24 protein-coding genes are annotated in these 23,522 nt (G+C 68.1%); 11 read left to right on the top strand and 13 right to left on the bottom strand.

The window, feature by feature from the left end:
- Positions 1–6 precede the first annotated feature (6 nt).
- Both purN and purH read left to right on the top strand, forming a co-directional pair.
- Entirely contained in the window at positions 7–639 is a 633-nt protein-coding gene (purN, locus tag EV646_RS28810; RefSeq protein ID WP_132154078.1) for a phosphoribosylglycinamide formyltransferase, read from the top strand.
- Positions 636–2,192, top strand: coding sequence for a bifunctional phosphoribosylaminoimidazolecarboxamide formyltransferase/IMP cyclohydrolase (gene purH / locus EV646_RS28805; RefSeq protein WP_132154076.1), 1,557 nt, complete (start codon positions 636–638; stop codon positions 2,190–2,192). The genes purN and purH overlap by 4 nt, the downstream gene beginning before the upstream one ends.
- 105 nt (positions 2,193–2,297) lie before the next feature.
- Here purH and EV646_RS28800 read toward each other — a convergent pair whose 3' ends face one another.
- From EV646_RS28800 to EV646_RS28790, 3 genes are all read right to left on the bottom strand, one after another.
- Positions 2,298–2,567 carry a DUF3017 domain-containing protein gene (locus EV646_RS28800; RefSeq protein WP_132154074.1) on the bottom strand — a complete coding sequence of 90 codons (270 nt, stop codon included), beginning with the start codon at positions 2,565–2,567 and terminating at the stop codon, positions 2,298–2,300.
- A gap of 31 nt (positions 2,568–2,598) precedes the next feature.
- Positions 2,599–3,456 carry a bifunctional methylenetetrahydrofolate dehydrogenase/methenyltetrahydrofolate cyclohydrolase gene (locus EV646_RS28795; RefSeq protein ID WP_132154072.1) on the bottom strand — a complete coding sequence of 286 codons (858 nt, stop codon included), beginning with the start codon at positions 3,454–3,456 and terminating at the stop codon, positions 2,599–2,601.
- Between the two features lie 110 nt (positions 3,457–3,566).
- Positions 3,567–5,498 (bottom strand): ArnT family glycosyltransferase, encoded by a 1,932-nt coding sequence (locus EV646_RS28790; RefSeq protein ID WP_132154070.1) that lies wholly within the window; start codon positions 5,496–5,498, stop codon positions 3,567–3,569.
- Positions 5,499–5,722: 224 nt separating this feature from the next.
- On the opposite strand from EV646_RS28790, the gene EV646_RS28785 reads away from it, so the two are divergent.
- Both EV646_RS28785 and EV646_RS28780 read left to right on the top strand, forming a co-directional pair.
- Positions 5,723–6,709, top strand: coding sequence for a pirin family protein (locus EV646_RS28785; protein WP_132154068.1), 987 nt, complete (start codon positions 5,723–5,725; stop codon positions 6,707–6,709).
- 77 nt (positions 6,710–6,786) lie between these two features.
- Complete coding sequence (locus tag EV646_RS28780) at positions 6,787–7,743, top strand: NHL repeat-containing protein (protein ID WP_132154066.1); 957 nt, start codon at positions 6,787–6,789, stop codon at positions 7,741–7,743.
- On the opposite strand, the gene EV646_RS28775 is transcribed toward EV646_RS28780, so the two are convergent.
- Positions 7,728–8,042, bottom strand: coding sequence for a cupin domain-containing protein (locus tag EV646_RS28775; protein WP_132154064.1), 315 nt, complete (start codon positions 8,040–8,042; stop codon positions 7,728–7,730). The two genes, EV646_RS28780 and EV646_RS28775, sit on opposite strands and share 16 nt — an antisense overlap.
- Before the next feature lie 71 nt (positions 8,043–8,113).
- Here EV646_RS28775 and EV646_RS28770 point away from each other — a divergent pair, with 71 nt between their 5' ends.
- Positions 8,114–9,067 carry a helix-turn-helix domain-containing protein gene (locus EV646_RS28770; RefSeq protein ID WP_132154062.1) on the top strand — a complete coding sequence of 318 codons (954 nt, stop codon included), beginning with the start codon at positions 8,114–8,116 and terminating at the stop codon, positions 9,065–9,067.
- Here the strand turns inward: EV646_RS28770 and EV646_RS28765 are convergent.
- From EV646_RS28765 to EV646_RS28755, 3 genes are all read right to left on the bottom strand, one after another.
- A complete protein-coding gene (locus tag EV646_RS28765) occupies positions 9,034–9,669 on the bottom strand; it encodes a phosphotransferase (RefSeq protein ID WP_132154060.1) in 636 nt (211 codons plus the stop codon). The two genes, EV646_RS28770 and EV646_RS28765, sit on opposite strands and share 34 nt — an antisense overlap.
- Positions 9,670–10,935 (bottom strand): glycoside hydrolase family 18 protein, encoded by a 1,266-nt coding sequence (locus EV646_RS28760; RefSeq protein ID WP_132154058.1) that lies wholly within the window; start codon positions 10,933–10,935, stop codon positions 9,670–9,672.
- A gap of 89 nt (positions 10,936–11,024) precedes the next feature.
- Positions 11,025–11,921: an SDR family oxidoreductase gene (locus EV646_RS28755; protein ID WP_132154056.1), complete on the bottom strand. Its 897-nt coding sequence runs from the start codon at positions 11,919–11,921 to the stop codon at positions 11,025–11,027.
- 118 nt (positions 11,922–12,039) lie between these two features.
- On the opposite strand from EV646_RS28755, the gene EV646_RS28750 reads away from it, so the two are divergent.
- The gene (locus EV646_RS28750) at positions 12,040–12,903 is read left to right on the top strand and encodes a LysR family transcriptional regulator (protein ID WP_132154054.1); all 864 of its coding nucleotides are present in this window, start codon (positions 12,040–12,042) and stop codon (positions 12,901–12,903) included.
- Positions 12,904–12,913: 10 nt separating this feature from the next.
- Positions 12,914–13,618 (top strand): transporter substrate-binding domain-containing protein, encoded by a 705-nt coding sequence (locus tag EV646_RS28745; protein WP_132154052.1) that lies wholly within the window; start codon positions 12,914–12,916, stop codon positions 13,616–13,618.
- Between the two features lie 116 nt (positions 13,619–13,734).
- Here the strand turns inward: EV646_RS28745 and EV646_RS28740 are convergent, their stop codons facing one another.
- Positions 13,735–14,727, bottom strand: a complete 993-nt coding sequence (locus EV646_RS28740; protein ID WP_132154050.1) for a malate dehydrogenase — start codon at positions 14,725–14,727, stop codon at positions 13,735–13,737.
- 203 nt (positions 14,728–14,930) lie between these two features.
- Between EV646_RS28740 and EV646_RS28735 the strand changes: the two genes are divergently transcribed.
- Positions 14,931–16,067, top strand: a complete 1,137-nt coding sequence (locus EV646_RS28735) for a glycerophosphodiester phosphodiesterase (protein WP_132154048.1) — start codon at positions 14,931–14,933, stop codon at positions 16,065–16,067.
- Positions 16,068–16,083: 16 nt separating this feature from the next.
- Complete coding sequence (locus EV646_RS28730; RefSeq protein WP_132154046.1) at positions 16,084–16,890, top strand: spermidine synthase; 807 nt, start codon at positions 16,084–16,086, stop codon at positions 16,888–16,890.
- On the opposite strand, the gene EV646_RS28725 is transcribed toward EV646_RS28730, so the two are convergent.
- Complete coding sequence (locus tag EV646_RS28725) at positions 16,853–17,356, bottom strand: helix-turn-helix transcriptional regulator (RefSeq protein ID WP_158291037.1); 504 nt, start codon at positions 17,354–17,356, stop codon at positions 16,853–16,855. The two genes, EV646_RS28730 and EV646_RS28725, sit on opposite strands and share 38 nt — an antisense overlap.
- 65 nt (positions 17,357–17,421) lie before the next feature.
- Between EV646_RS28725 and EV646_RS28720 the strand changes: the two genes are divergently transcribed.
- The gene (locus EV646_RS28720) at positions 17,422–18,285 is read left to right on the top strand and encodes an MOSC domain-containing protein (protein ID WP_132154042.1); all 864 of its coding nucleotides are present in this window, start codon (positions 17,422–17,424) and stop codon (positions 18,283–18,285) included.
- A 98-nt stretch (positions 18,286–18,383) separates the two neighbouring features.
- Here EV646_RS28720 and EV646_RS28715 read toward each other — a convergent pair whose 3' ends face one another.
- Positions 18,384–19,148, bottom strand: coding sequence for an MBL fold metallo-hydrolase (locus EV646_RS28715; RefSeq protein ID WP_132154040.1), 765 nt, complete (start codon positions 19,146–19,148; stop codon positions 18,384–18,386).
- 81 nt (positions 19,149–19,229) lie between these two features.
- On the opposite strand from EV646_RS28715, the gene EV646_RS28710 reads away from it, so the two are divergent.
- Entirely contained in the window at positions 19,230–20,174 is a 945-nt protein-coding gene (locus EV646_RS28710) for a GlxA family transcriptional regulator (protein WP_132154038.1), read from the top strand.
- Here the strand turns inward: EV646_RS28710 and EV646_RS28705 are convergent.
- The 3 genes from EV646_RS28705 to EV646_RS28690 all read right to left on the bottom strand — a co-directional run bounded on the left by EV646_RS28705 (position 20,163) and on the right by EV646_RS28690 (position 23,405).
- Positions 20,163–20,423, bottom strand: a complete 261-nt coding sequence (locus tag EV646_RS28705) for a hypothetical protein (protein ID WP_132154036.1) — start codon at positions 20,421–20,423, stop codon at positions 20,163–20,165. The two genes, EV646_RS28710 and EV646_RS28705, sit on opposite strands and share 12 nt — an antisense overlap.
- Positions 20,424–20,490: 67 nt before the next feature.
- Positions 20,491–22,269, bottom strand: a complete 1,779-nt coding sequence (locus tag EV646_RS40300; protein ID WP_158291036.1) for a CAP domain-containing protein — start codon at positions 22,267–22,269, stop codon at positions 20,491–20,493.
- A gap of 194 nt (positions 22,270–22,463) precedes the next feature.
- Complete coding sequence (locus EV646_RS28690) at positions 22,464–23,405, bottom strand: CAP domain-containing protein (protein ID WP_132154032.1); 942 nt, start codon at positions 23,403–23,405, stop codon at positions 22,464–22,466.
- Between the last annotated feature and the right edge of the window lie 117 nt (positions 23,406–23,522).

Below are 23,522 nucleotides of genomic sequence, written 5' to 3'. Positions count from 1 at the left end.
TGGGCCGTGACAGACCCGGTTGCGCCGACTCCCGCACCTGCGCGACTCGTCGTGCTGATCTCGGGGTCAGGCTCGAACCTGCAGGCCTTGCTGGACGCCTGCGCCGATCCGGCGTACGGCGCCCAGGTCGTGGCCGTCGGCGCCGACCGGGACGGGATCGCCGGGCTGGACCGGGCCGTGGCGGCCGGCGTACCGACCTTCGTGCACAAGGTGAAGGACTACGCCGAGCGGGCCGACTGGGACCGCGCGCTGACCGCGTCCGTGGCGGAGTACAAGCCGGACCTGGTCATCTCGGCGGGCTTCCTGAAGCTGGTCGGTGACGACTTCCTGGCCTCCTTCGGCGACCGGTACATCAACACCCACAACGCGCTGCTGCCGTCGTTCCCCGGCATCCACGGACCGCGGGACGCGCTCGAGTACGGCGTCAAAATCACCGGCGCCAGCCTGTTCTTCGTCGACGGCGGGGTCGACACCGGCCCGATGATCGCGCAGGTCGCCGTACCCGTGCTGGACGACGACACCGAAGAAACCCTGACCGAGCGGATCAAGGAGGTCGAACGCCACCAGTTGGTGGAGTGGGTCGGCCGGCTGGTCCGCGAAGGCTGGACCATCACCGGACGAAAGGTTCGACTGAAGTGAGCACCGACCGCAGGCCGATCCGCCGCGCGCTGATCAGCGTCTACGACAAGACCGGTCTGGAGGAGCTCGCGTCCGCGTTGCATGCCGCCGGTGTGCAGCTGGTGTCGACCGGGTCCACCGCTGGCCGGATCGCGGCGGCCGGGGTGCCGGTGACCAAGGTCGAGGAGCTGACCGGGTTCCCGGAGTGCCTCGACGGCCGGGTCAAGACGCTGCACCCGATGGTGCACGCGGGGCTGCTGGCCGACGTACGGAAGAACGACCACGTCGAGCAGCTGGCCGAGATGCGGGTCGAGCCGTTCGACCTGCTGGTGAGCAACCTGTACCCGTTCACCGAGACCGTCGCGTCCGGCGCGTCCTCGGACGAGTGCATCGAGCAGATCGACATCGGCGGTCCGTCGATGGTCCGCGGCGCCGCCAAGAACCACGCGAACGTCGCTGTCGTCGTGTCCCCTTCTCGCTACCCGGAGATCGTCGCGGCTCTCTCCGACGGCGGGTTTTCTTTGGAGCAGCGCCAGCGGCTCGCCGTGGATGCGTTTGTGCACACGGCGTCGTACGACGTCGCTGTCGCCTCCTGGATGGGCAGCGTGGTGACGGACACCTCCGAGGGGACTGGGTTCCCGGAGTGGGTCGGTGCAGTGTGGAACAAGTCCGCTGTACTGCGGTACGGCGAAAACCCGCATCAGCCGGCGGCGCTGTACGTCAATGGCCGGGGTGGTCTGGCCGCCGCGCAGCAGCTGCACGGCAAGGAGATGTCGTACAACAACTACGTCGACGCCGACGCTGCCCGTCGTACGGCGTATGACTTCAGCGAGCCGGCCGTTGCCATCATCAAGCACGCGAACCCGTGCGGCATCGCGGTCGGCAAGGACATCGCAGAGGCGCACCGGCGGGCGCACGAGTGCGACCCGGTGTCGGCGTACGGCGGTGTGATCGCGACGAACGCGCCAGTGTCGGTGGACATGGCCAAGCAGGTCGCGGAGATCTTCACCGAGGTGCTGGTCGCGCCGGCTTTCGAGGACGGCGCGGTCGAGATCCTGCAGGGTAAGAAGAACATCCGGCTGCTGGTCGCGCCGGCCGTTGCCGGTGACGAGGTCGAGATGCGTCCGGTGAGCGGCGGGCTGCTGCTCCAGCACACCGACCGTTTCCAGGCTCCCGGCGACGACCCTTCCTCCTGGCAGCTCGCGGCCGGATCGCCGGCCTCTCCTGAGGTGCTGGCGGACCTCGCTTTCGCCTGGAAGGCCGTACGCGCGGTCAAGTCGAACGCGATCCTCCTCGCCTCCGGCGGCGCCTCGGTCGGGGTCGGCATGGGCCAGGTCAACCGCGTCGACTCCTGCCGCCTGGCCGTCTTCCGCGCCGCCGACCGCGCGGCCGGCTCCGTCGCCGCCTCAGACGCCTTCTTCCCGTTCCCCGACGGCCTGGAAGTCCTGATCGAGGGCGGCGTCAAGGCAGTCGTCCAACCCGGCGGCTCCATCCGCGACGAAGCCGCCATCGAGGTCGCAGAAAAGGCCGGCATCACCATGTACTTCACCGGCACCCGCCACTTCTTCCACTAGCCGAGGATCCCGGCTGGCGTCAGCAAAAGCCGAGTACTGCGGACACCAAACGGAGACCTCGGACACCTGGTCAGATGTCCGAGGTCCCGAGAGGGTGTCCGAAGTTCAGTTCGGGACTATGAGGCCGAGGAGGGCTATTGCGGTGCCTACGGCTAGGAGGAGGGTGGTGTCGAACATCCGGCCGCGGACGTGGAGGAGGCCGGCGGCGGAGTCGGTGAGGCCGATGCGGAGGAGGCCGGCCAGGACGACGCCGCCGGCGAAGATGAAGATGCCGTTGCGCCAGTTGTAGAACGTGAGCACGACCAGGCCGGTCGCGGCGACCAGGAGCGACACGGCCAACGGCCATTCGTTCCGTCGCTGGGCTTCGCCGGCCATCAGCACGTGCCCGCCTCGGCCGTATGCGCCGTCACCGGGCGACGCTCGCTTCGGCGGCTTCGACGACGTTGGTGAGGAGCATGGCGCGGGTCATCGGGCCGATGCCGCCGGGCATCGGGGCGATCCAGGCTGCCTTTTCGCGGGCCTCGTCGGCGATGTCGCCGACGATCTTGCCCTCGGCGTTGCGGCTGGTGCCGACATCCAGCAGTACGGCGCCCGGCTTCACCATGTCGGCGGTGATCAGCCCGGCGGATCCGGCCGCGGCGATCACGATGTCGCCGGTGCGGACCACGGCGGCCAGGTCCTTGGTGCCGGTGTGGCACTGGGTGACCGTGGCGTTCTCGGTACGACGCGTGAACAGCAGCCCCATCGGTCGACCCGCAGTCACGCCCCGGCCGACGACGACCACCTGAGCGCCGGCGATCGGTACGTCGTACCGGCGGAGGATCTCGACGCAGCCCTTCGGGGTGCAGGGGAGCGGGCCGTCCTGGCCGAGGACGAGCTTGCCGAGGCTGACCGGGTGCAGGCCGTCGGCGTCCTTGATCGGGTTGATCAGGCCGAGGATCACGTTCGTGTCGACGTGCTTGGGCAGTGGGAGCTGGACGATGAAGCCGGTGCACTCCGGGTTCTCGTTGAGCTCGGTCACCTTCGCGGCGATCTCGTCCTGGGTCGCGTCGGCCGGGAGCTCGACCTGGATGGATGCGATGCCGACCGCCGCGCAGTCGCGGTGCTTGCCGGCCACGTACGCCCGGCTGCCCGGGTCGTCCCCGACCAGGATGGTGCCGAGCCCGGGCACCACGCCCTGCTCGGCCAGTTTCGCGACCCGGACCTTGAGCTCGTCCTTGATCGCTGCCGCCGTCGCCTTGCCGTCCAGAATCTGTGCGGTCACCGCCCTAGGGTATGACCGGACCGCCAGGCCCTCACAATCAGCACTCGGCCGGGCGGCCACGCGGGCCGCCCGGCCGAGCCGTGCCGTTGTGATGTGCTGGGAGTTCGCCCTCAGCTGGTCAGCGCGTACACAGTCGTGCTGCCGACCGTCGTCGCGGTGTAGTTGGCCTCCACCCACGACTGGATCTCGCTGGCCGCCGACGACGAGCCACCGCCGCCGCCCTGGCCGCCGGAGATGTAGTAGGCGATCTTGCCCTCGGCCACCCACTCCTTGAACTGGGCCAGCGTCGGCGCGTCGTCCGTACCGCTGAAGCCGCCGATGGCGATCACCGACTTGCCAGTGGCCAGTTCCAGCGACGCCGCGGACTGCGAGCCGCTGACGGCGGCCGCCCACGTGGTCGTGGTCTTCGACAGCAGCGCGGTCAGCTCACTGCTGGTCTGAGCGCCACCACCCATCCCGCCGCCGGGATCGCCGCCGTTGCCACCACCGGCACCGCCGCGCATCCCGCCACCGCCGCCCATCGCGCTGCTGCTAGGCCCAGACGTCGGAATCGACCCGCTGTGCGTCTGCGAGGCAGTCGACACCGCGTACGCCGTACTCCCCAGACCGAGCGCCACCACCAGCGCCAGCACCAGCGCCGGCAACACCCGACGCACCCGCCGACCAACCAGCGCCAACCCAGCAGCAACCACCGCAGCCGCCAGTACGACGAACTTGAGCCACGGCACGAACGACGGCGTACGGGTGAGCAACACGTAGTCCCACACGCCAGTCGCCAGCACCATTGCAGCCAGCGACAGCCGCGCCACCAGCTCGTCCCGACGCTGCCAAGCAAGCCGCACACCCATCGCGACCAGTACGGCGACCGCCGGAGCCAGCGCCACGGTGTAGTACGGGTGGATCGTGCCGCTCATGAAGCTGAACACCACAGCGGTGACGAGCATCCAGCCGCCCCAGAGCACCAGCCCGGCGCGAGTACGGTCGGTCCGCGGCGCCCTCCGGGTCAGCCACAGCCCGGCCACCAGTGCGATCAATGCCGCAGGCAACAACCAGGAGATTTCGGTGCCGAAGGCATCGTTGAACATCCGGGTGATCCCGGTGCTACCGCCGAAGCCGGTGTTGGTGCTACTGCCACCGCCGCCACCACCGTTGCCTTGTCCACCCAGCAGCCGGCCGAGACCGTTGTAGCCGAGGGCAAGTTCCAGCAGCGAGTTGTTAGTCGAACCACCGATGTAGGGGCGGCTCGACGCCGGCCACAGTTCGACCAGAGCGACGTACCAGCCGGCGCTGACGATCATCGCCCCGAGCGCGCCGACCAGGTGCAGCAGACGTTTCCTGACCGACGTCGGCGCCGCGATCAGATAGACCAGCCCGAACGCGGGCACGACCAGCATCGCCTGGCCCATCTTGGTCAGGAACCCGAACCCGACTGCGACCCCGGCCAGCGCCAGCCACTTCCACGAAGCCTTGTCCAGCGCCCGTACGACGCAGTACGCCGCAGCCACCAGAAGCAGGACCAGGAACGCGTCCGGGTTGTTGAACCGGAACATCAGTACGGCGACCGGAGTCAGCGACAGAGTGGTTCCGGCGATCAGGCCGGCCACCGGGCCGGAGATCCGCTTCACCGTGAGATACAGCAGACCCACGGCAGCGATGCCCATGAACGCCTGTGGGGCCAGCACGGTGAAACTGTTGAACCCGAAGAGCCGGGCGAACGCTGTCGCGACCCAGAGCGCGGCCGGGGGTTTGTCGACAGTTATCGCATTCCCCGCATCGAGCGAGCCGAACAGCCACGCCTTCCAGCTCTGCGTCCCGGTCTGGACGGCCGCGGCGTAGAAACTGTTCGCATAGCCGGAGGCGGTCAAGTTCCAGAGGTACAGGAACGCCGTACCGGCCAGCATGGCGAGCGCGGCCGGCCGCACGTAGGCGGCCTGCTCGGACGGACCGCGGACGAGGCGACGGAGCGGGCCGGGCGGACGCGCCGGTGGTTCGGCGCTCTCCGGACCGGACCTGGTCCTTGATGGATCAAGCAGGGTGGTCATATCGCGTCTCCATCCAGGCAGCGAAGGTTTGCGTTGAGGTCCCACAGAGACGATGACAAGCGGGACTGCGACCACCCTGGACGTCGGCTGGGAGCTTCCTGTGAGCGCAGATCAGCACCGCCAAGCCGGCCGAAGCACAGCGACCGCACAGGGAATGCCCAGCGTCTTGCCCTGGTTAGGGCAGATAGTTTATTCTTGAACTACTGATCAGCGAGGAGAAGACCATGCCCGCCGTGACCGTCAGCGACATCACCGTGCTGCCCCGCGTCCACCAGCCGGATCCCGCCGTGGCCCACGAGCGGACGGTGCGGTCGGTGACGTCGGCGCCGACCGGCTACGAGGGTGAAGGATTCCCGGTCCGGCGTGCGTTCGCCGGCGTCGATCTGCGGGATCTCGACCCGTTCATCCACATGGACCAGATGGGTGAGGTGGAGTACGCACCGGGCGAGCCGAAAGGTACGCCGTGGCACCCGCACCGCGGCTTCGAAACCGTTACCTACATGCTCGACGGAATCATGGAGCACCAGGACTCCAACGGCGGTGGTGGCGTTATCTCCAACGGCGACACCCAGTGGATGACCGCCGGCAGTGGGCTCCTCCACATCGAGACCCCGCCGGAGCATCTGGTGCTGAGCGGCGGTCTCTTCCACGGCATCCAGCTCTGGGTGAACTTGCCGAAGGCACTCAAGTGGGCTCCGCCGCGCTACCAGGACATCCGCGGCGGCGACTCGGCCCTGCTGTCCACTCCGGACGGCGGCGCGCTGATCCGCGTGATCGCGGGATCGGTCGACGGGCATGACGGCCCTGGCTCGACCCACACCCCGATCACCCTGGTCCACGCGACGGTCAGCCCAGGAGCTGAGATGGTGCTGCCGTGGCAGCCGGACTACAACGCTCTCGTCTACGTCCTGGCCGGCCAGGGCACGGTCGGCGCCGAGCACCGCCCGATCCGCAAGGGCCAGCTGGCGGTCTTCGGTCCCGGCGACACCATTCGTACGGCGGCCAGTCCGACGCAGCCGCAGGCGGAGCCGAACCTCGAGGTCCTGGTCCTCGGTGGACGCCCGATCCGCGAACCGGTCGCGATGGCCGGTCCGTTCGTGATGAACACCCGCGCCGAGGTGATCCAGGCCTTCGAGGACTTCCAGGCCGGCAAGCTCGGCAGCATCCCGGCCGTCCACGGCGCACCGACCGAATTGCGTAGTACCGACTGATTCGAGGCATGGACAGCTCCCGAACCCGGATCTACCTTCACAACAAGGGGATTTCGGGGAAAGTTGCAGGGGGCATCATGTCGTACTTCAGGAAACTTGCGCTCATCGTGTCCGCGGTGGCACTGACAGTCGCCGCAGGCATACCCTTCCCGGCATCGATTCCGTTGCCGGTCGACTTCGCGCCCGAAGGGATCGCCAGCGGGCCGCGGAACACGTTCTACGCCGGATCGCTCACCACCGGTGACATCTTCCGCGGCAGCCTGCGCACCGGCAAGGGTGCGATCTTCGTCGACGCACCGCCGGGGCGCTCGGCTACCGGGATGAAGGTCGAACCGTCCGCCAAACGGCTCTGGGTCGCCGGCGGCCCGACTGGTCACGCCTACGTCTACAGCACCCGCAACGGCAAGACGATCAAGGATCTGGTGCTCAACTCCAGCGGCAACTCCTTGATCAACGATGTCATGGTGACCAACCACGCGGCGTACTTCACCGACACGTTCAACCCGGTGATCTACAAGATCCCGATCGGCAAGCACGGCCGGATCGGTGCGCCGAAGACGATCCCGCTCACTGGACCCGCGGCGGTCATGGGGGCCTTCCCCAACCTGAACGGCATCGCCGCTCCAAGCAACGGCAAAGTGCTGATCCTCGGTCACTCGTCGCGGGCCGAGCTGTACTTGGTCAATCCGCGCACCGGCTCCAGCCGGACCATCACGGTGACCGGTGGGGCGCTCACACCCGGTACGCCGGACGGCATCCTGCTCGACGGCAGAATCCTGTGGGTGGTGGAGAACTTCGCCAATCGCCTGGTCAAGATCAAGCTCAGCCCGGACCTGACCCGCGGCCGGATCACTGCGACGGTCACCAGCAAGTTGTTCCGAGTCCCAACAGCCGTCGCAAAGAGCGGCGACCGGCTTGCGCTGGTCAACGCTCGCTTCGACCTCGGCTTCCCGCCACCGTTCGGACCGGGTGCGCCGAAGGGCACCGACTTCGACGTGGTTCAGATCCGCAAGCCTGATCAGCCCTCGGGGTAGAAGAGGAACAGGGTGCAGCCCTGTTCCGACTGCGGTACGTGTGACGACCCGGCCGGGGCGTGGATGAACGAACCGGCCGGGTAGTCGCGGATCCCATCGTTGAAGACGCCGTCGACGACGTACACCTCCTCCGGTCCCGGTTCGTGGACATCGATGCCTTCCCAGCACGAGCCGGGGTCCATTTCGAGGACGTGCGCCGTTGCGCCGGCCGATCCTTTCCAGAGCGAGCGAAGGCGGATGCCGGGGAAGAGTTCACGGACCGGCACGTCGGCCGCCGAGCTGAATTCGTAGTTCTGCATGCCTTCGATCATGGGTTGTCCACAGGCTTTCCCACAGTGTCTGGATAGTCGTGGTCGGGTACTTTTATGCCATGCAGCCGCATCGCGTCGTCGCACTGGTGACCGGGCCGCAGGCGAGCTTCGAGCTGGGCTGTGCGGCGGCGGTGTTCCGCGCCGATCGGTACCGGTTCAGCGTGTGCACCGAGCGGCCGGGCGCGATCCGGACCACCGAGGGCTTCACGATGCTGGTGCGGTCCGGGCTGCGGGCGCTCGATCGCGCCGACACGATCGTCGTACCGGGCTGGTTGCCGATCGGGTCCGAGCCGTCGCCTGCCGTCGTACGGGCGTTGGTACGGGCGCATCGGCGTGGGGCGAGGCTGGTGAGTATCTGCTCGGGTGCGGCCGCGCTGGCCGCGACCGGCTTGCTGGACGGCCGCCGCGCGACGACACATTGGCGGTATGCCGACGAGCTCCAGCGCCGGTATCCCGCCGTCCTGGTCGATCCGGACGTCCTCTACATCGACCACGGCGACATCGCCACGAGCGCCGGGTCGGGGACAGGGATCGATCTCTGTCTGCAACTGGTTCGCAACGATCACGGCGCCGCGTACGCCGCTCAGGTCGCCCGGGGGATGGTGATGCCGCCGCATCGCGAGGGTGGTCAGGTCCAGTACAAGATCGAGGAAGCTCAGCCGACCGAGTCACTCGGAACGTTGCTCGACTGGGCGACGCGGCATCTCGCCGAGCCGATCACGCTCGACGACCTGGCCGCACGGATCAATGTCTCGCCGCGGACCCTGGCCCGCCGGTTCGCTGAACAGCTCGGCCAAGCGCCCGGCCAATGGTTGCTCGCGCAACGCATCGCGAAATGCCGTGCTCTGCTGGAGGAGACCGACCTGCCAGTGGAAACGATTGCTGTCCGCGTCGGGTTGTCGTCGGCGACCAATCTTCGCCGCCGCTTCCATGCGGCCCTACGGACGACGCCGAGCGCCTACCGCCGCGCCTTCCGGGCTCAGAAGTCGTCGGAGTCGTCCAGGTCGATGTAGTACGGGATGCGTGGGTCGTCGGGGTTGCCGCCGTACGCCTCGACGAACCGACGGGCCGCGGGCGGGCCGCCGTACTGGGGATTGAGGGTGCCGGACAGGCTCTTGTACATCAGGGCGAGGTCGGTGTAGCGGTCGCCGATGCCGAGCCGGCTGACGTCGAGCATGCCGGTGAAGCGCAGGGTCTCCGGGTCGATGAAGACGTTGGGAGCCGCGTAGTCGCCATGCGTCACAGCTTGCGGCTTGCCGGGGAATGGCGAGGTGAACGGACACTCTGTCAGCTGGTGCAGGGCTTTCAGACCATCGGCGATCGCAGTCAGTACGGCGGGCCGATCGGCGGCGGGCCACGGTTGGGACGCGTCCCGGCCGGGCAGCTCCGTGGTCAGCATCCAGTTGTTGCCTCGATCAACCACCTGTGGACACGGGAACCCCGTCCCGCTCAGCCACGAGAGCCGATCAGCCTCCCGGTCGATCACCGCACCAGCCTTGTAATACAGCCGTTCCCGGCCCCGCTCCAGCCGTACGACGGTCGCCTCGGAGCAGCCGACATGGACCGGTTCGGCACTGTCCGCGCCGAACCGGTCCAGCAGAGCATTCAGGTCCACTCAGTGAAGGTTACGGTGCAACGCCGCGATCAGCTCACCATTTTCGGTGTCACCGTCGAGTGACCAGATCATCGCGCCGCCCAGCTCCCGCTGCGAGATGTACTGCGCCTTGCGCTTCATCTCGACCGGGTCGTCCCAGGTCCAGAACGTCGTACCGTCGAACAACCAGGCGAACCCCGCGGTGTTGTCCCGGTAGACGGTGAAGCCGGACAGTTTCGCCTTGAGCAGCCGGTAGTCCTCGTAGCCGGCTTCGTACGTCGCCGGCGCGGGACCGGTGGCCGGCTGGAACAGGCCGTTGTTCTGGTTCGTCACGCCGGTCCAGCCGCGCGAGTAGAACGGCACGCCCATCACCAGCTGGCTCCGCGGCGCACCCCGGGACAGGTAGGCGTCGATCGTCACCTGCGAGCTGAACTCGGGTGTGGTCGGATCGCCGGCCGGACCGTCGATCGCGGACTGCTGGTTGGTGATCGGGTCCCACGACCCGTGGTAGTCGTAGCCCTGCGTCGTACCGAAGGTCAGGTCTTTGAACAGCTTCTTGACCTCGAACCCGTTGTCGATCTGCTCGGGATCAGCCGGCAGGAACGCGGTCAGGTTGTAGCGACCGGGCCACGACAGCTTGTCGAGCTGCTTGCGGTACTCGTGCACCAGCGCGGTGAAGTTCTGCTTGTCCTCCGGTCGGATCACGTTGCCTGGATTGCCTCCGCTACCAGGCCATTCCCAGTCCAGGTCGACCCCGTCGAAGACGCCCTTCGCGGCACCCGCGGGCAGGCCGGGAAGGTTGCCTTTCAGCCACAGGTCCAGGCACGACTTCACGTGCGCGGCCCGCGACGCCGCCGTGAGCGCCGCGTCGGAGAAGTACTTCGAACCGGTCCACCCGCCGAGCGAGATGCTGATCCGCAGGCCAGGGAACTTCTGCTTCAGCTGCTTGAGCTGATTGAGGTTGCCGTTCAGTGCCTGACCCGGAGCGTCGGCCTTGCCGCTGACACTTTGCTCGGCGGTGAACGGCCGTTGGTAGTCGGCCCACGGATCGCTGCTCAGGCAGTTGCCGTGCTCGTCGACGAACCCGAACGCGTAGTTCAGCTGGGTCAGCCGTGCAGCCGTCCCGTTCTTGGCCAGATCGTTGACCAGGAAATTCCGGTCGTACCCACTCCAGTTGGTGTAGTACCCCACCACGCGCTTGCTGCTGTGCGCTTCGGCCGGTACGGCGGTCAACCCCGCCATTACCGTCGCGGCCGCCACCAGCAACCCCACACTCCGACGCTTCATCTGACTCCCCATCGGGCGGTTCAGGAAACAAGTGGCGCCGACTCTAGAGCTCTTCCGACGATTTAAGCAATGACTCTGCCGAAAGATCGTCAGGAAAGTTTCCTACTGGTTCCGAAGTAGTGGCCTTTCTCGAGGTCCGCGATCAGGCCGGGCTGGGTGGGATGCCAGTCGAGGAGCTCCGCGGTGATCGTGCTGGTCGCGGGCATGTCGGCGGTCGCGAAGCCGCCGAGCCAGCCGAAGTGGTCAGCATCTGCTGACATGATCGGGACCTTGAGGTGACGGCCGATGACTTCGGCGAGGTCGCGGAGTGAGATACCTTCCTCGGCGACCGCGTGCAGCTTCGAACCCGCCGGTGCTTCCAGCGCGAGCCGGTAGAGCTGCGCGGCGTCGAGGCGATGGACGGCGGCCCAACGATTCGAGCCATCTCCCGGGTACGCCGAGACGCCGGTAGTGCGGGCGATGTCGATGAGACCGGGGACGAAGGCGTGGTCGCCTTCGCCGTGGGTCGACGGTGGGAGACGCAGTACCGACACCCGTACGCCGCGATCGACGTACGAGAGGGCCAGTCCTTCGTTGGCGTAGCGGGATACGACGTGGAAGTCCGAATTGGGCCGGCTGTTCTCGGTGGCGACACCGGCGCCGGAGACCAGGCCGGTGGCGGATGTGACGATGAGCGGGCGATCAGAACCGGCGAGGGCGTCGCCGAGGGTCTCGATGGCGTGCCGATCCGTCTCGACCGAGGCCGGGAAGTTGGCGAAGTCGTGGATGAAGGCGGTGTGGATCACGCCGTCGGCCGCGGCGGCCGCCGTACGGAGGCTGTCGAGGTCGTGGAGGTCACCGCGGTGGACGTCGGCGCCGACGGCTGTGAGCGACGTAGCGCCCTGGTCCGAGCGGGCCAGACCGGTGACGAGGTGGCCGGCGCCGATGAGTTCGCGGACGACGGCCGAGCCGACGAAGCCGGTCGCGCCGGTGACGAAAACGCGCATGCATTCACTCCTGGGTTGGGGGTCTCCATCGTCCGGCCGGGCAGCGGGCAGATTCCAAAGCTTGTTTCGTATCGGGCAATACGTTTCAGGCATCACCGCAGGTCATATGCTGGTCTGTATGCCTGACCTCGACCTGCGACTGGTGCGGTACTTCACCATGGTCGCCGAGCATCAGCACTTCGGCCGCGCCGCCGAGGCTTTGCATGTCACGCAGCCGTCGCTGAGCCGTCAGATCCGCAGCCTGGAGCAGCAGTTGGGCGCGCGGCTCCTCGATCGCACCCCGCAAGGCAGCCGGCTCTCCGAGGCCGGTGCGGTGTTCCTGCCGCAAGCTCAGGCGCTGCTGCGATCGGCCGCAGAGGCCGCGGCAACCACCCGGGCTGCCGCCGAGCCGAGTCGCATCACCATCGGGTACACGACCAGCCTGATCGTCACGCCGGCCACGCGCGAACTGCGACGCCGCCACCCGGAGGCCGACGTACAGACCATCCACATCGCGTGGAACGAGCCACGCTCGGCGTTGCTCGAGCATCGGGTCGATGCGGTCGTCGCTCGGTTGCCGTTCGCAACAGATCAGCTCCAGGTGTCCATCCTGTACGACGAACCGCGGGTGCTCGTGGTGTCGCTCGATCACCGCCTGGCCGGCAAGGAAATCGTTACCCTCGACGACATCGTCGACGAACCGCTGCCGCGGCTGCCGGATGCGGCGTGGAATACCTTCTGGCGAATCGATCCCCGCCCCGACGGACGACCTGCGCCCGACGGGCCCGCGGTGAAGGACATCGAGGACAAGCTGGAACTGATCGCCGCCGGCGAGTGTGTCGCCATCGCGCCGGGGGCCGTGCGGGAGCGCCTTCGGCCTGACCTGTGTGCGATCGCGCTGGAGGGCGTGGAGCCGAGTCACGTCGTACTGGCGACTCGTGCGGGCGACCGGAGCCGGCTGGTCGTGGACTTCCGCAAGTACGCCGAATCCCTGCTGAAGTAGGGTCGCCCGTGTGATTCGTGAGGACTTGGCGCCGAGCGGCGTACTGCGGGCATCCATCAACCTCGGCAATCCGGTGCTCGCGCAGGGCACGCCGGAGGAGCCGGCCGGCGTGGCTGTCGACATCGCTCGCGAGATCGGCCGGCGGCTCGAGCTGCCGGTGGAGTTCGTCTGCTTCGACGCCGCGCGGAAGTCGTTCGAGGCGATGACGAGTGGCCAGGCGGACATCTGCTTCCTCGCGATCGACCCGGCCCGGGCTGATGAGGTGGCCTTCACCGCGCCGTACGTGATCATCGAGGGCGTTTTCGCCGTACGGCGTGAGTCGGCTTTCTCGACTGTCGCGGACGTGGACCAGCCGGGCGTACGGGTGGGGGTGAAGCGCGGGTCGGCGTACGACCTCTATCTGACCCGGACGCTGCAGCACGCGACCGTCGTCCGCGGAGACGAAGGCGTGGATGTATTCAAAGATGAGGGACTCGAGGTTGCCGCCGGCATCCGCCAGCCGATCACCCGGTTTGTTGCCGAGCACCCCGAATTCCGGCTGATCGACGAGCGCTTCATGCAGATCCAGCAGGCGGTCGGGACAACCAAGGACCGCAGCGCCGAAACCGTCGACTACCTGCACTCCCTCGTCGAAGACCTCAAATCGACCGGCTTCATCGCCGACTCCCTGGCGCGCTCCCACCAGCCCGACGCGGCTGTCGCCCCGCCCGCCTGAGCTGCCCGGAAGGGCAGGGACCTGTGAACGCGACCTCGGACCGGTAAAACGAACCCGCCGCCCCTGGGCTTAGCCCGGGGACGGCGGTTGGAGTACTAGGCGCCTTCGGGCTGAGGTCAGCCAAGGAGGCCGAGGGCCTGGACTGCGTCGCGTTCTTCGCCGAGTTCGGCGGTGCTGGTGTCGATGCGGGTGCGGGAGAAGTCGTTGATCTCCAGGCCCTGGACGATTTCCCAGTTGCCGTCCTTGGTGGTGACCGGGAAGGAGGAGATCAGCCCCTCGGGTACGCCGTACGAGCCGTCCGAGACGACCGCCATCGACAGCCAGTCGCCGTCGGCGGAGCCGCGCAGCCAGTCGCGGGTGTGGTCGATGGTCGCCGCCGCCGCGGACGCCGCCGAGGACGCGCCGCGGGCCTCGATGATCGCCGCGCCGCGCTTCTGCACGGTCGGGATGAAGTCGTTCTCCAGCCAGTCCTGGTCGTTCACGACCTCGGCGGCGTTCTTGCCGGCCACCTCGGCGTGGAAGATGTCCGGGTACTGGGTCGCGGAGTGGTTGCCCCAGATGGTGACCTTCTTCAGGTCGGTGACGTGGGTGCCGGTCTTCTTCGCCAGCTGCGCGAGCGCGCGGTTGTGGTCCAGCCGGGTCAGCGCGGAGAACCGCTCGGCCGGGATGTCCGGCGCGTTGCTCTTCGCGATCAGCGCGTTGGTGTTGGCCGGGTTGCCGGTGACGGTGATCCGGATGTCGTCCGCGGCGTGGTCGTTCAGCGCCTTGCCCTGGACGGTGAAGATCGCGCCGTTCGCCTCCAGCAGGTCGCCGCGCTCCATCCCCTTGGTCCGCGGCCGCGCGCCCACCAGCAGCGCGACGTTCGCACCGTCGAAGATGACGTTCGGGTCGTCGCCGATCTCGACGCCGGCCAGCGTCGGGAAGGCGCTGTCGTCGAGCTCCATCACGACGCCCTCGAGCGCCTTCAGCGCCGGGGTGATCTCCAGCAGCCGCAGCTCGACCGGCGTGTCGGGGCCGAGCAGGGCTCCGCTCGCGATCCGGAACAGCAGGCTGTAGCCGATCTGGCCGGCGGCCCCGGTAACGGCCACCTTCACCGGTGTAGTGCTCACGACACGCTCCTCGAACTCATTTGACTTGTGTGCTTCGGACGCTAGCAAGCCAGCCAGCCGGGACCAACGCTGGGGCACCGACTAGTTCCTCACATTCAAGTGGAGCGTTCACCGCCTGGATACCGGCGCGACCCCGCGCGTGCGCCACGATGTCGCTGCCCGCACCAAGGGTGAAGCTAGTCCCGACGTGTAAGGAGAAGCGTATGAAGCGAACGGTGCTGCCCCGCCGGTTCGTCCCAGTTGTCGCCTCGGTTGCTGCCGTGGCTGCCGGCGTCCTGATCCCGCAGGCTGTCCCGGCCACCACGCCGTCGACGGTCGAAGCGCAGTACGCCGGGAAGCACGACGACTTCGTGATCGTCGGGCACCGGGGTGCTTCCGGGTATCGCCCCGAGCACACGTTGGCGTCGTACGAGCTGGCGGCCCGGATGGGAGCCGACTACATCGAGCCGGACCTGGTCACCACCAAGGACCACGTGCTCGTCGCCCGGCACGAGCCGGAGATCGGCGGTACGACGGACGTCGCCGCCCACCCGGAGTTCACCGGGCGGAAGAAGACCAAGCTGCTCGACGGTGTCGCCGTGACCGGGTGGTTCACCGAGGACTTCACCCTGGCGGAGCTGAAGACGCTGCGGGCCAAGGAGCGGATCCCGGCGGTCCGCCAGCACAACACCGTGTTCGACGGGCACTACCAGATCCCCACGTTCCAGGAGGTCATCGACTTCAGCCGCCGGCTGTCCCGCGAACTCGGCCGGCCGATCGGGATCTACCCGGAGACCAAGCACCCGACGTACTTCCAGCAGCAGGGCCTGGCGCTCGAGCCGGAACTGGTGAAGACCCTGACCCGCAACGGCCTGAACCGCCCGGACGCGAAGGTGTTCGTCCAGTCCTTCGAGGTGTCGAACCTGAAGGCACTGCACACGCAGTTGCGGGTGCCGCTCGTCCAGCTCACGAGTTCGGCCGGAGCGCCGTACGACTTCGTTGTCTCCGGCGACAAGCGCACGTACGCCGACATCGTCAGCGCGGCGGGCCTGCGTGACGTCGCGACGTACGCCTCCGGGTTGGGGCCGTCGAAGGACCAGGTGATCCCGCTCGACGCCACCGGCAAGCTCGGCAAGCCGACCAGCCTGGTCGCGGACGCGCACCGCGCCGGTCTCGTCGTCCACCCGTACACGTTCCGGGTGGAGAACAACTTCCTGCCGGCCGACTTCGACAGCGACGCGGTCCCGTCCGACTCGGGCAACCTGTTCGGTGAGATCGCCGCGTACCGCAAGGCCGGGATCGACGGGCTCTTCACCGACAACACCGACATCGCGGTGGCTGAAGAGGCCGAAGCGAAGTAGCTGAAATGATGGGTGGGTGGAACGCAAGGTCGGCTCTGGTGTCGCGACCGTCGAGGCAGAGGCCGACGGGACCTTCGTGCTCCGGGTCGACGGATCGCTTCAGTCGCAGGTCGATCTCGCGGATCCCACCCACCTGTCGTTCGAGTACATGCGCCGGATCGGCGACGTCGTCGACGCGGTCGCGCCGCGGCGTCAGCCGGTCGCCGTCGCCCACATCGGCGGCGCGGCGCTGAGTCTGCCGCGGTATGTCGCCGCGACCCGGCCGCGGTCCCGCCAGATCGTGCTGGAGCCGGACGAGGATCTGACTGACTTCGTCCGCGAGGCGCTGCCGCTGCCCAAGCGCGCCGGCATCAAGGTGCGCGGGGTCAGCGGCCGGGCCGGGATCGGTGAGCTGTACGACGATTCGATGGATCTGGTGATCCTGGACGCGTTCGAGCGCGAGGCGGTCCCGGCGAACCTGGTCACGGCCGAGTTCTTCACCGAATGCGCCCGGGTGTTGCGGCCGACCGGCGTACTGGTGGCGAACCTGATCGACGGATCCGCCGGGCTTCCGTTCATCCGCCGTACGGCGGCCACGGTTGCCGGCGTGGTCGGCGACGGGGTGGTGCTCGCCGAGCGGAAAGTCCTTCGTGGCAAGGGTTTCGGGAACGTCATCGTGGTCGCGTCACCCCAGGTGGTGCCGGATCTGACCGCGGTCGGCCGGCGGGCTCAACCGCCGTACGACGTGATGCGGCTGACTGAGCTGGCGGGGAAGGCGGCGCCGCTCACCGACGCGGAGGGTTTCGTCACGCCGCCGGCGCCACCCGGGACCTTCCGGAGCTGACGCGGTCGAGTGCTTCCGCGACAGCTCGGCGCTCTTCGGGGGTCGCATTGAGTGTTCTGACGAAGGTGTCGAGACGGTCGCGATGTGCTCGGCGGGTGCCGCTGAACCAGGCCTGGATCGAGGTTCTCGGGACGCCGGTGAGTTGTTCCAGGTCTCGCAGCGATCTGCGGCCGGCAAGGGTTGCGAGTGCTTTGCCGAGGTCTTCTCGGCTGTCGGCGCGCTGGAGCAACTCGAGGGCGTTGCCGCGGTTGATGTTGTCCCATCGGCGGCGCCAGACTTTTTGCAGTTCGGGTGGTACGCCGCAGCCGGTGAGGAACGCGGCGGTCACGTCCCAGGTGGGCAGGTGTTTGCCGCTGGTCGCTCGGATGAGGTGTGGATGGGAGTAGTGCGCTCTGGCTGCCAGTTCGCGATAGCTCAGGCCGGCGTGGCGTCGTACCCGATCCAAGGCGTCGGCGAACTCTTTCACGTGATCAAACATAATCCAACATGAACGAACAACTCAAGTGTCAGGAGTCACGGTAGGCTTGGGCAATGTCTGTCGCTAGGGTTGCTGCTCTGACGTATTACCCGGTGAAGGGCCTGGCCGGGGTGTCCGTCGAGTCGGCCGAGGTGGGCCCGAGCGGCCTCCGGCACGACCGGACCTTCATGCTCGTCGAGCCCGACGGGACCTTCCTGAGCCAGCGCAGCCTGCCCGCGATGGCGACGCTGCGGGCCTCCGTGCTTGATGACGGGGCTGCTTTGCGGCTGTCCGCCGACGGTGCTGAGCACCTCGAGATTCCCGTTCAGTACGACGGGAAGCGGCGCGACGTGAGCCTCTTCGGGAAGTGGTTCGGCCAGGGCGTGGTGCAGGACCCGGCCGCGGACGAGTGGTTCTCGGCGCGGCTCGGGAAGGCGGCGGCGGTGGTCCGGGTGACGCCGGAGCATGAGCGGCTGGGCTGGGGTGTGCATGGCGGCCAGACGGCGTTCGGCGACGCTCATGCGCTGCTGATCACGTCGCTGTCGTCGCTGGACGGGTTGAACGCGCGGATCGTTGAGCGCGGCGGCGACGCGATCCCGATGAACCGCTTCCGGCCCAACATCGTCGTCGCCGGCTGGGACGAACCACACACCGAGGACAAGTTGCTGCGCGCTTCTCTGGGTTCGGTGGAGATCGGCTACGCGGCCCGCGCCATCCGCTGCGCCGTCCCCACCGTCGACCAGGCGACCGGCGAGAAGCGTGGTCCGGAGCCGACCCGCACGCTGGCGTCGTACCGGCGCCAACCCGACTACGGCGGCGGCGTCAGCTTCGGCATGAAAGCCGCCGTACTTGCCGAAGGCAACCTCCAGCTAGGCGACGAGGTCACAGTCCACGAATGGCTAGCCGACGGGGTTGATCCCGCGTCAGCCACTCGGTAGCACTCCACCGCCGTCGGGTGACGTCGATAGCGGGTTATTTCACCGATAGCCCCTTGTTTAGCGGCCAGCGGTCACATAACCCGCTATTGGTCGTGGGTTCAGTCGACGGTTGTGGGGGTGCCGTGGTTGAGGAGGTGGAGGCGGGGAGTTAGGCCTGCGGACTCGAAGGTGGTGGCGAGGTGGTCCGGGCCCTCGGAGAAGTGGGACCAACCCTCGGTGTGGACGGGGATGATGGTGGCCGGGGTGAGGAGGTGGGCGGCTTCGACGGCTGCCTCTGAGGTGAGGGTGAGCGGGGCGCCGTCCATCAGGGGTGTACGCGCGGCGCCGGCGAACAGGACGGCGACGTCGATGGGAGCGAAGCGGTCGGCGATTTGCTTGACGAGGTTGACGGAGGCGTTGTCGCCGGAGACGTAGACGGTGGGCAGGCCTTCGCCGGTCAGGACGAAGCCGGTCACGACGCCGAGTACGGCCTCGGCGCCATCGGGGCCGTGGAGCGCGGGCACGCCGGTGACCGTGAGTACGCCGCCGTCGGGTCGCGGTAGGTCGATCGACTCCCAGTTCGCCAGGCCGCGTACGCCGGGGATCCGGGCGGCTGCGCCTGGCGTCGACAGGACGACCGGGACGGACGGCAGTAGCGCGCGGCCGGCGTCGTCGAGGTTGTCCTTGTGCTCGTCGTGCGACAGAAGTACGACGTCAATCGGGCCGAGCTCCGACGCCGGCACCGCGGGGCCGATCAGTTTGGTCATCACCCGGCCCGTCGGCAGCACGTATTCCTGGGGCTCGTCGAAGGCGGGGTCGGTCAGCAGGTTCAGGCCGCCGAGGCTGATGAGTGCGGTCGGGCCGCCGATGTGCGTGATCTTCATGCCACGATCCTGCAGGCAGGCTGAGCGTCCCGCCATTGGCCCGAGAGCCACAGTTCCTGAAGATCGGGCCATACTGGTGTCATGCGCTCAGTCGCCGTTCTCGCCTTCGACGGGATCAGCCCGTTCCACCTGTCCGTGCCGTGCCTGGTCTTCGGCGACCGCTGCGGCCTTCCGACCCAGTACGACGTACTCGTCTGCGCCGAGGAGCCGGGGTCACTGCGCACCAACGCCGGCTTCGGCATCACCGTCGAGCACGGGCTCGACGTCATGGACACAGCGGACGTGGTGGTGTTGCCGAGTTGGCATCCCGATCGCGAGCCGTCCGCCGTACTGATCGATGCCATCCGGAAAGCCCATGCGCGCGGAGCGACCGTCGTCGGGCTGTGCATCGGCGCGTTCCTCGTCGCGGCCAGCGGGATCGTGGACGGCCGGGAAGTGGTCACGCACTGGCGATGGGCCGAGCAGTTGCAGGGCATGTATCCCGACCTCAAGGTCCGCGCCGACGTCCTCTGGTCCGACCTCGGTGACGTCGTCACTTCTGCGGGTACGGCGGCCTCGTTGGACTGCTGCCTCCACCTCGTCCGGACTCACCACGGCGTCGAACTGGCCGAGCAGCTTGCCCGGGACATCGTCGTCGCGCCGCATCGCAGCGGCTCGCAGGCGCAGTACATCCCGGTCCCGGTGCCGCCCGAGTCCGGCGACGACGTGATCGAGAAGGCGATGGTGTGGGCGCGTGCTCGCCTGGATCAGCCTGTGTCGCTGGATGATTGGGCCGCCGCGGTGGCGCTGTCTCGTCGTACGTTCACCAGGCAGTTTCGCGCGCGTACTGGTAGCTCAGGGCAAGCGTGGCTGCTCCGGCAGCGGCTGGACCGGGCCAGGCTGTTGCTCGAGACAACCGATCATCCGGTGGAGCGGGTGGCGACGGCGAGCGGGTTCGGCAGCAGCGCGGCTTTGCGGCACCACTTCCACGCCGTTCTTGGTACGACGCCTCAGCGGCATCGGCTGGAGTTCTCGCTAGAGAAGTAGGAGAAGGGTGTAGAGGGCAGGTGCGGCGAAGGTGACGAGGAGGATCCAGGCGATCATCCGGTGGCCGGGCTTGCCGCGGTCCAGCGAGGAGGCGAAGTAGAGGACCGCGCCTTCCTCGGTGTGGCGGCTCAGGCCCATCCGCTTGGCTTCCTCCGGGCGCGGATCGGGACGCTCGCCGGCCAGCGCATCCGGCGGAATCCCGAAGTGCGCGGGCCGGGCCGGTTCCAGGTCATCGCGTTCCCCGTACATCCGGCCTCCCGCAGGGTTGGTGGACCATGAGTCGTTCCCCCATGGTCGCACCAACCACCGCCGAAAGTTACGTGAAAGAGGCGACCCAGGCGACCCGCGTCTGTTTTGTTCCGAGGAGGCACCCTCCGAATATGTCGACCCCGCCGCTGCAGTACTTGGCGGAGTCCTTGCCCACACCCAAGGTCTTCAGGCCGCAGTTGAGGACAGTGCTCTTGCTCTGCGCCATCATCTGATCGAAGGCTTGTTGGGCGGACCAGTTGTTGCCCCCGGCAGTTGTCTTTGAGGAGCTGCTCGAGTTCACGTTGCCGGACTCCGCGCGGTCGCCGGCGTCGGACCGGGCGGTGTCGGTCAGGTCAGGGTCCTGCTCAAGCGGTGCGCAGCCGTTGCTGACGCGAGCGTCGTCGATCATGTTGAACAGCTTCAGCTCGTCCGCTGTCATCTGACCGTCGGCCTTCGGAGGCGGCGGTGTGGTCGGGGTCGGCGTTTCGGACGGTTCCGCGGTGGTCGTCGGGCGCTCGACTGTCGGGGTTTTGCTGGGGGTCGACGTCGTGCGGCCCTCGGTCGGCACCGTGGTGGGGTAGTCCGTGGGGCTGCCTGTGCCGGTGGGGGTCGGGCTCGGGGTGCCCGTCGGGGTGGTGGTCGGCGTCGTTGTTGGAGTGGCCGACGGAGTCGGAGTCTTCGGCTTGGGGGTGTTGACGACCGGCTTGGTGGTCGGGGTGACGTAGGTGTCGTCGGTGCGGGTGACCATCGGGAGGGACGCGTCGGCGGTGTCGTTCTGCGGTTCGTGCAGCAGGATCCAGGAGATCGGCGTGATCACCACGACGACCGACGCGATCGCGATCAGGGTGCGCTTCGTCCGCGTGCGCGAACCGCCGCCGTCGCCCGACCGGCCGGCCGCGCGCGACCCGGGCCGTGAACCGCCACCGCCCGAGCTGGAACGCCCAGGCCCGGTCGAGCCGGAACGTGCGGCCGTTCCCGCGGCTCCGGAACGCGCGACCACGTCAGCGTCGGACCGGCCGAGCTGGTCTCCGCTGGGGTGTCCGAGCTTGTCGCCACCGGGGTGGCCGAGCCTGTCGGCACTCGAGCGGCCAAGGTCGCTGGAGTACGCCGTGCCTTCCGTCGTACGAGCGGAGCCAGCGGAGTACGCGGGGGTGTCGGCGGAGGAGCCGACGCCGGAGCGGGTGGCGGATGCGGTGGCGCCGGACGCGCTTGCAGCGCCGCCAACACCAGCGGCAGCGGCACCAACACCACCGGCAGCACTGTCAGCAGCACCACGGCCAGCGGAAGCACCAGCGGCAGCGTCGCCAGCAGCACCACGACCGGCTGTGGTGCTGGGGGAGTCTGGTGTGCGGGTGCGGGCTCGGCGGGCGCCTACGCGGTTGGCGGTTGTTGCCTCGGCTCCGGCGTCGGCGAGCGCTTCCGCTGCGGGTTGGCTTCGGCCGAGGAAGCGGCGACCGGTGGACGGGGTGTCGGCTTCGGACTCCGCAGCGGCCGTGGACTGAGTTGTCCACGACGGCGACTGGCGGCTGGACTGCCCCGTCGTACCGAGACCGGACTGGATGTTCGGTCGGGACGGTGTCGCGCCCAGCCCGGACGGAGCGGGCAGGGGTGACTGGCCGCTGCCGGTCTGGGCGTTGGCCCAGAAGGGGGACTGGTTGGACGCACCAGCGGTCTGCGCAGTCGCCCAGAACGGAGACTCGTCGCGCGGCGCGTACCGCGGCGGCTCCGGTGGGCTGGGCGGGGTGGTCTCGGCTGGGGTCGACCCCGTACTCGCGGATCGGTCGCTGCGCGACGAGCGGGTCGCTCTCCTACGTGCCTTGTACCGGCCGTTGCCGGGCTCGGACATTATTTCGTTGTTCCCTTCACTGTCTCGCCCCCAAGACGTGCCTCATCCGTCTCACCGGAGCCCCCCAGGACAGCCCGGCGACATGACAAGGACGGATCTACCCGCAGTGACCGGCCGTGAACCGGCCGGACGTTGTGGCCGAAAGACAAAGTCTTCGCCACACTCGGTGTGCTCAACACGATGACAGTCCCGCCTCAGCTTCGACCGAAGTCTTGGACCCAGCTACCCGGTCCGATGTCGGACCGGACCTGTCCGGGGTCGTAGCCGATGCCGATCGACGTGAACTTGCAGTTCAGGATGTTCTCGCGGTGTCCCTCGCTCTTCATCCAGGCCGCGACGACCTCTTTCGCGGATGTGTAGCCGGCGGCGATGTTCTCGCCCCAGCCGGAGCCGCGATATCCCGCGGCGGCCATCCGGTCGCCGGGGCCCTGCCCGTCGGGATTGGTGTGGTCCAGGTAGTGCCGGCGGACCATGTCGGACGCGTGTTTGCCGGACGCCTCGACCAGTGAGTCGTCGAGCCGGAGCGGGCCGCAGCCCTGGTTCTCCCGGATCGCGTTCGTGTACTCGAGCACCTCGCGCTCCTGCGCGTTGGTGCCTCCGGCATCGGTCGGCGGCTGAGCCGTGTTGCTCGGCTTCGGCTTGGTCGTGGCGGTCTTCGTCGGCGAGGTGCGCGACGGCCGAGGCGTCGTACGGCGGCTCGTGGCCTTCGGCGCATCCGGCGTCGTCACGGTCACGGTGGTCACGCTGCCGCTCGGTGCGGTGGTGACGACGCTGGACGGCGTACTGCTCGGGGTGCCGGTCGTTGCCGGGGCCTCCGATTTCGACGTCGATGCGGCCGATCCGAGGATCGTCGTACCGGTGCCGGTGGTGGCCAGGCCGTTCGGCAGGGACTTGCCCAGCGGGGTGCCGGGGGTGGAGCTGGTGGCCGGCTCGGAGTCGACCCGGCTGTCCTCGGAGACGTTCAGCACCTTGGTCGCGTCTTCGACCGTGGAGGAGTCGCGGGACATCAGCCAGATGACGGGACCGATCGCGAGCAGCACGGACAGCGCGCTGACGATCGGGCCGATCAGGCCACGGCTCCGGGTGGGAGCTCGTCTACTGCCGCGGTGCCGCCGGGGGGTAGGCGAATCCGTCATGGGTGGGCGAATCCTCTTCGTTATTCGTCGTACCGGGTGCTGCGTGGTTCCCCGCGTTGCAGTTGTGTCGTTCCGTAGCCAGCCAGGTCCCCCCTGGTCACCGGACAGCGACCTTAA

It is taken from the genome of Kribbella antiqua (assembly GCF_004345665.1).
GTDB classification, from domain to species: domain Bacteria; phylum Actinomycetota; class Actinomycetes; order Propionibacteriales; family Kribbellaceae; genus Kribbella; species Kribbella antiqua.
The sequence above is the reverse complement of the archived record's forward strand: the minus strand, read 5'-3'. Positions and strand labels throughout refer to the sequence as shown.

Excerpts from the sequence above, each read along its gene's own strand:
- EV646_RS28800 (WP_132154074.1), bottom strand. The coding sequence starts at position 2,567 with ATGGCCGGCGAAGCCCAGCGACGGAACGAATGGCCGTTGGCCGTGTCG.
- EV646_RS28720 (WP_132154042.1), top strand. The coding sequence starts at position 17,422 with ATGTCTGTCGCTAGGGTTGCTGCTCTGACGTATTACCCGGTGAAGGGC.
- EV646_RS28715 (WP_132154040.1), bottom strand. The coding sequence starts at position 19,148 with ATGAAGATCACGCACATCGGCGGCCCGACCGCACTCATCAGCCTCGGC.
- EV646_RS28755 (WP_132154056.1), bottom strand. The coding sequence starts at position 11,921 with ATGCGCGTTTTCGTCACCGGCGCGACCGGCTTCGTCGGCTCGGCCGTC.
- EV646_RS28780 (WP_132154066.1), top strand. The coding sequence starts at position 6,787 with ATGTCGTACTTCAGGAAACTTGCGCTCATCGTGTCCGCGGTGGCACTG.
- EV646_RS28710 (WP_132154038.1), top strand. The coding sequence starts at position 19,230 with ATGCGCTCAGTCGCCGTTCTCGCCTTCGACGGGATCAGCCCGTTCCAC.
- EV646_RS28770 (WP_132154062.1), top strand. The coding sequence starts at position 8,114 with ATGCAGCCGCATCGCGTCGTCGCACTGGTGACCGGGCCGCAGGCGAGC.
- EV646_RS28790 (WP_132154070.1), bottom strand. The coding sequence starts at position 5,498 with ATGACCACCCTGCTTGATCCATCAAGGACCAGGTCCGGTCCGGAGAGC.
- EV646_RS28785 (WP_132154068.1), top strand. The coding sequence starts at position 5,723 with ATGCCCGCCGTGACCGTCAGCGACATCACCGTGCTGCCCCGCGTCCAC.
- EV646_RS28690 (WP_132154032.1), bottom strand. The coding sequence starts at position 23,405 with ATGACGGATTCGCCTACCCCCCGGCGGCACCGCGGCAGTAGACGAGCT.
- EV646_RS28750 (WP_132154054.1), top strand. The coding sequence starts at position 12,040 with ATGCCTGACCTCGACCTGCGACTGGTGCGGTACTTCACCATGGTCGCC.
- EV646_RS28775 (WP_132154064.1), bottom strand. The coding sequence starts at position 8,042 with ATGCAGAACTACGAATTCAGCTCGGCGGCCGACGTGCCGGTCCGTGAA.
- EV646_RS28705 (WP_132154036.1), bottom strand. The coding sequence starts at position 20,423 with ATGTACGGGGAACGCGATGACCTGGAACCGGCCCGGCCCGCGCACTTC.
- EV646_RS28760 (WP_132154058.1), bottom strand. The coding sequence starts at position 10,935 with ATGAAGCGTCGGAGTGTGGGGTTGCTGGTGGCGGCCGCGACGGTAATG.
- EV646_RS40300 (WP_158291036.1), bottom strand. The coding sequence starts at position 22,269 with ATGTCCGAGCCCGGCAACGGCCGGTACAAGGCACGTAGGAGAGCGACC.
- EV646_RS28735 (WP_132154048.1), top strand. The coding sequence starts at position 14,931 with ATGAAGCGAACGGTGCTGCCCCGCCGGTTCGTCCCAGTTGTCGCCTCG.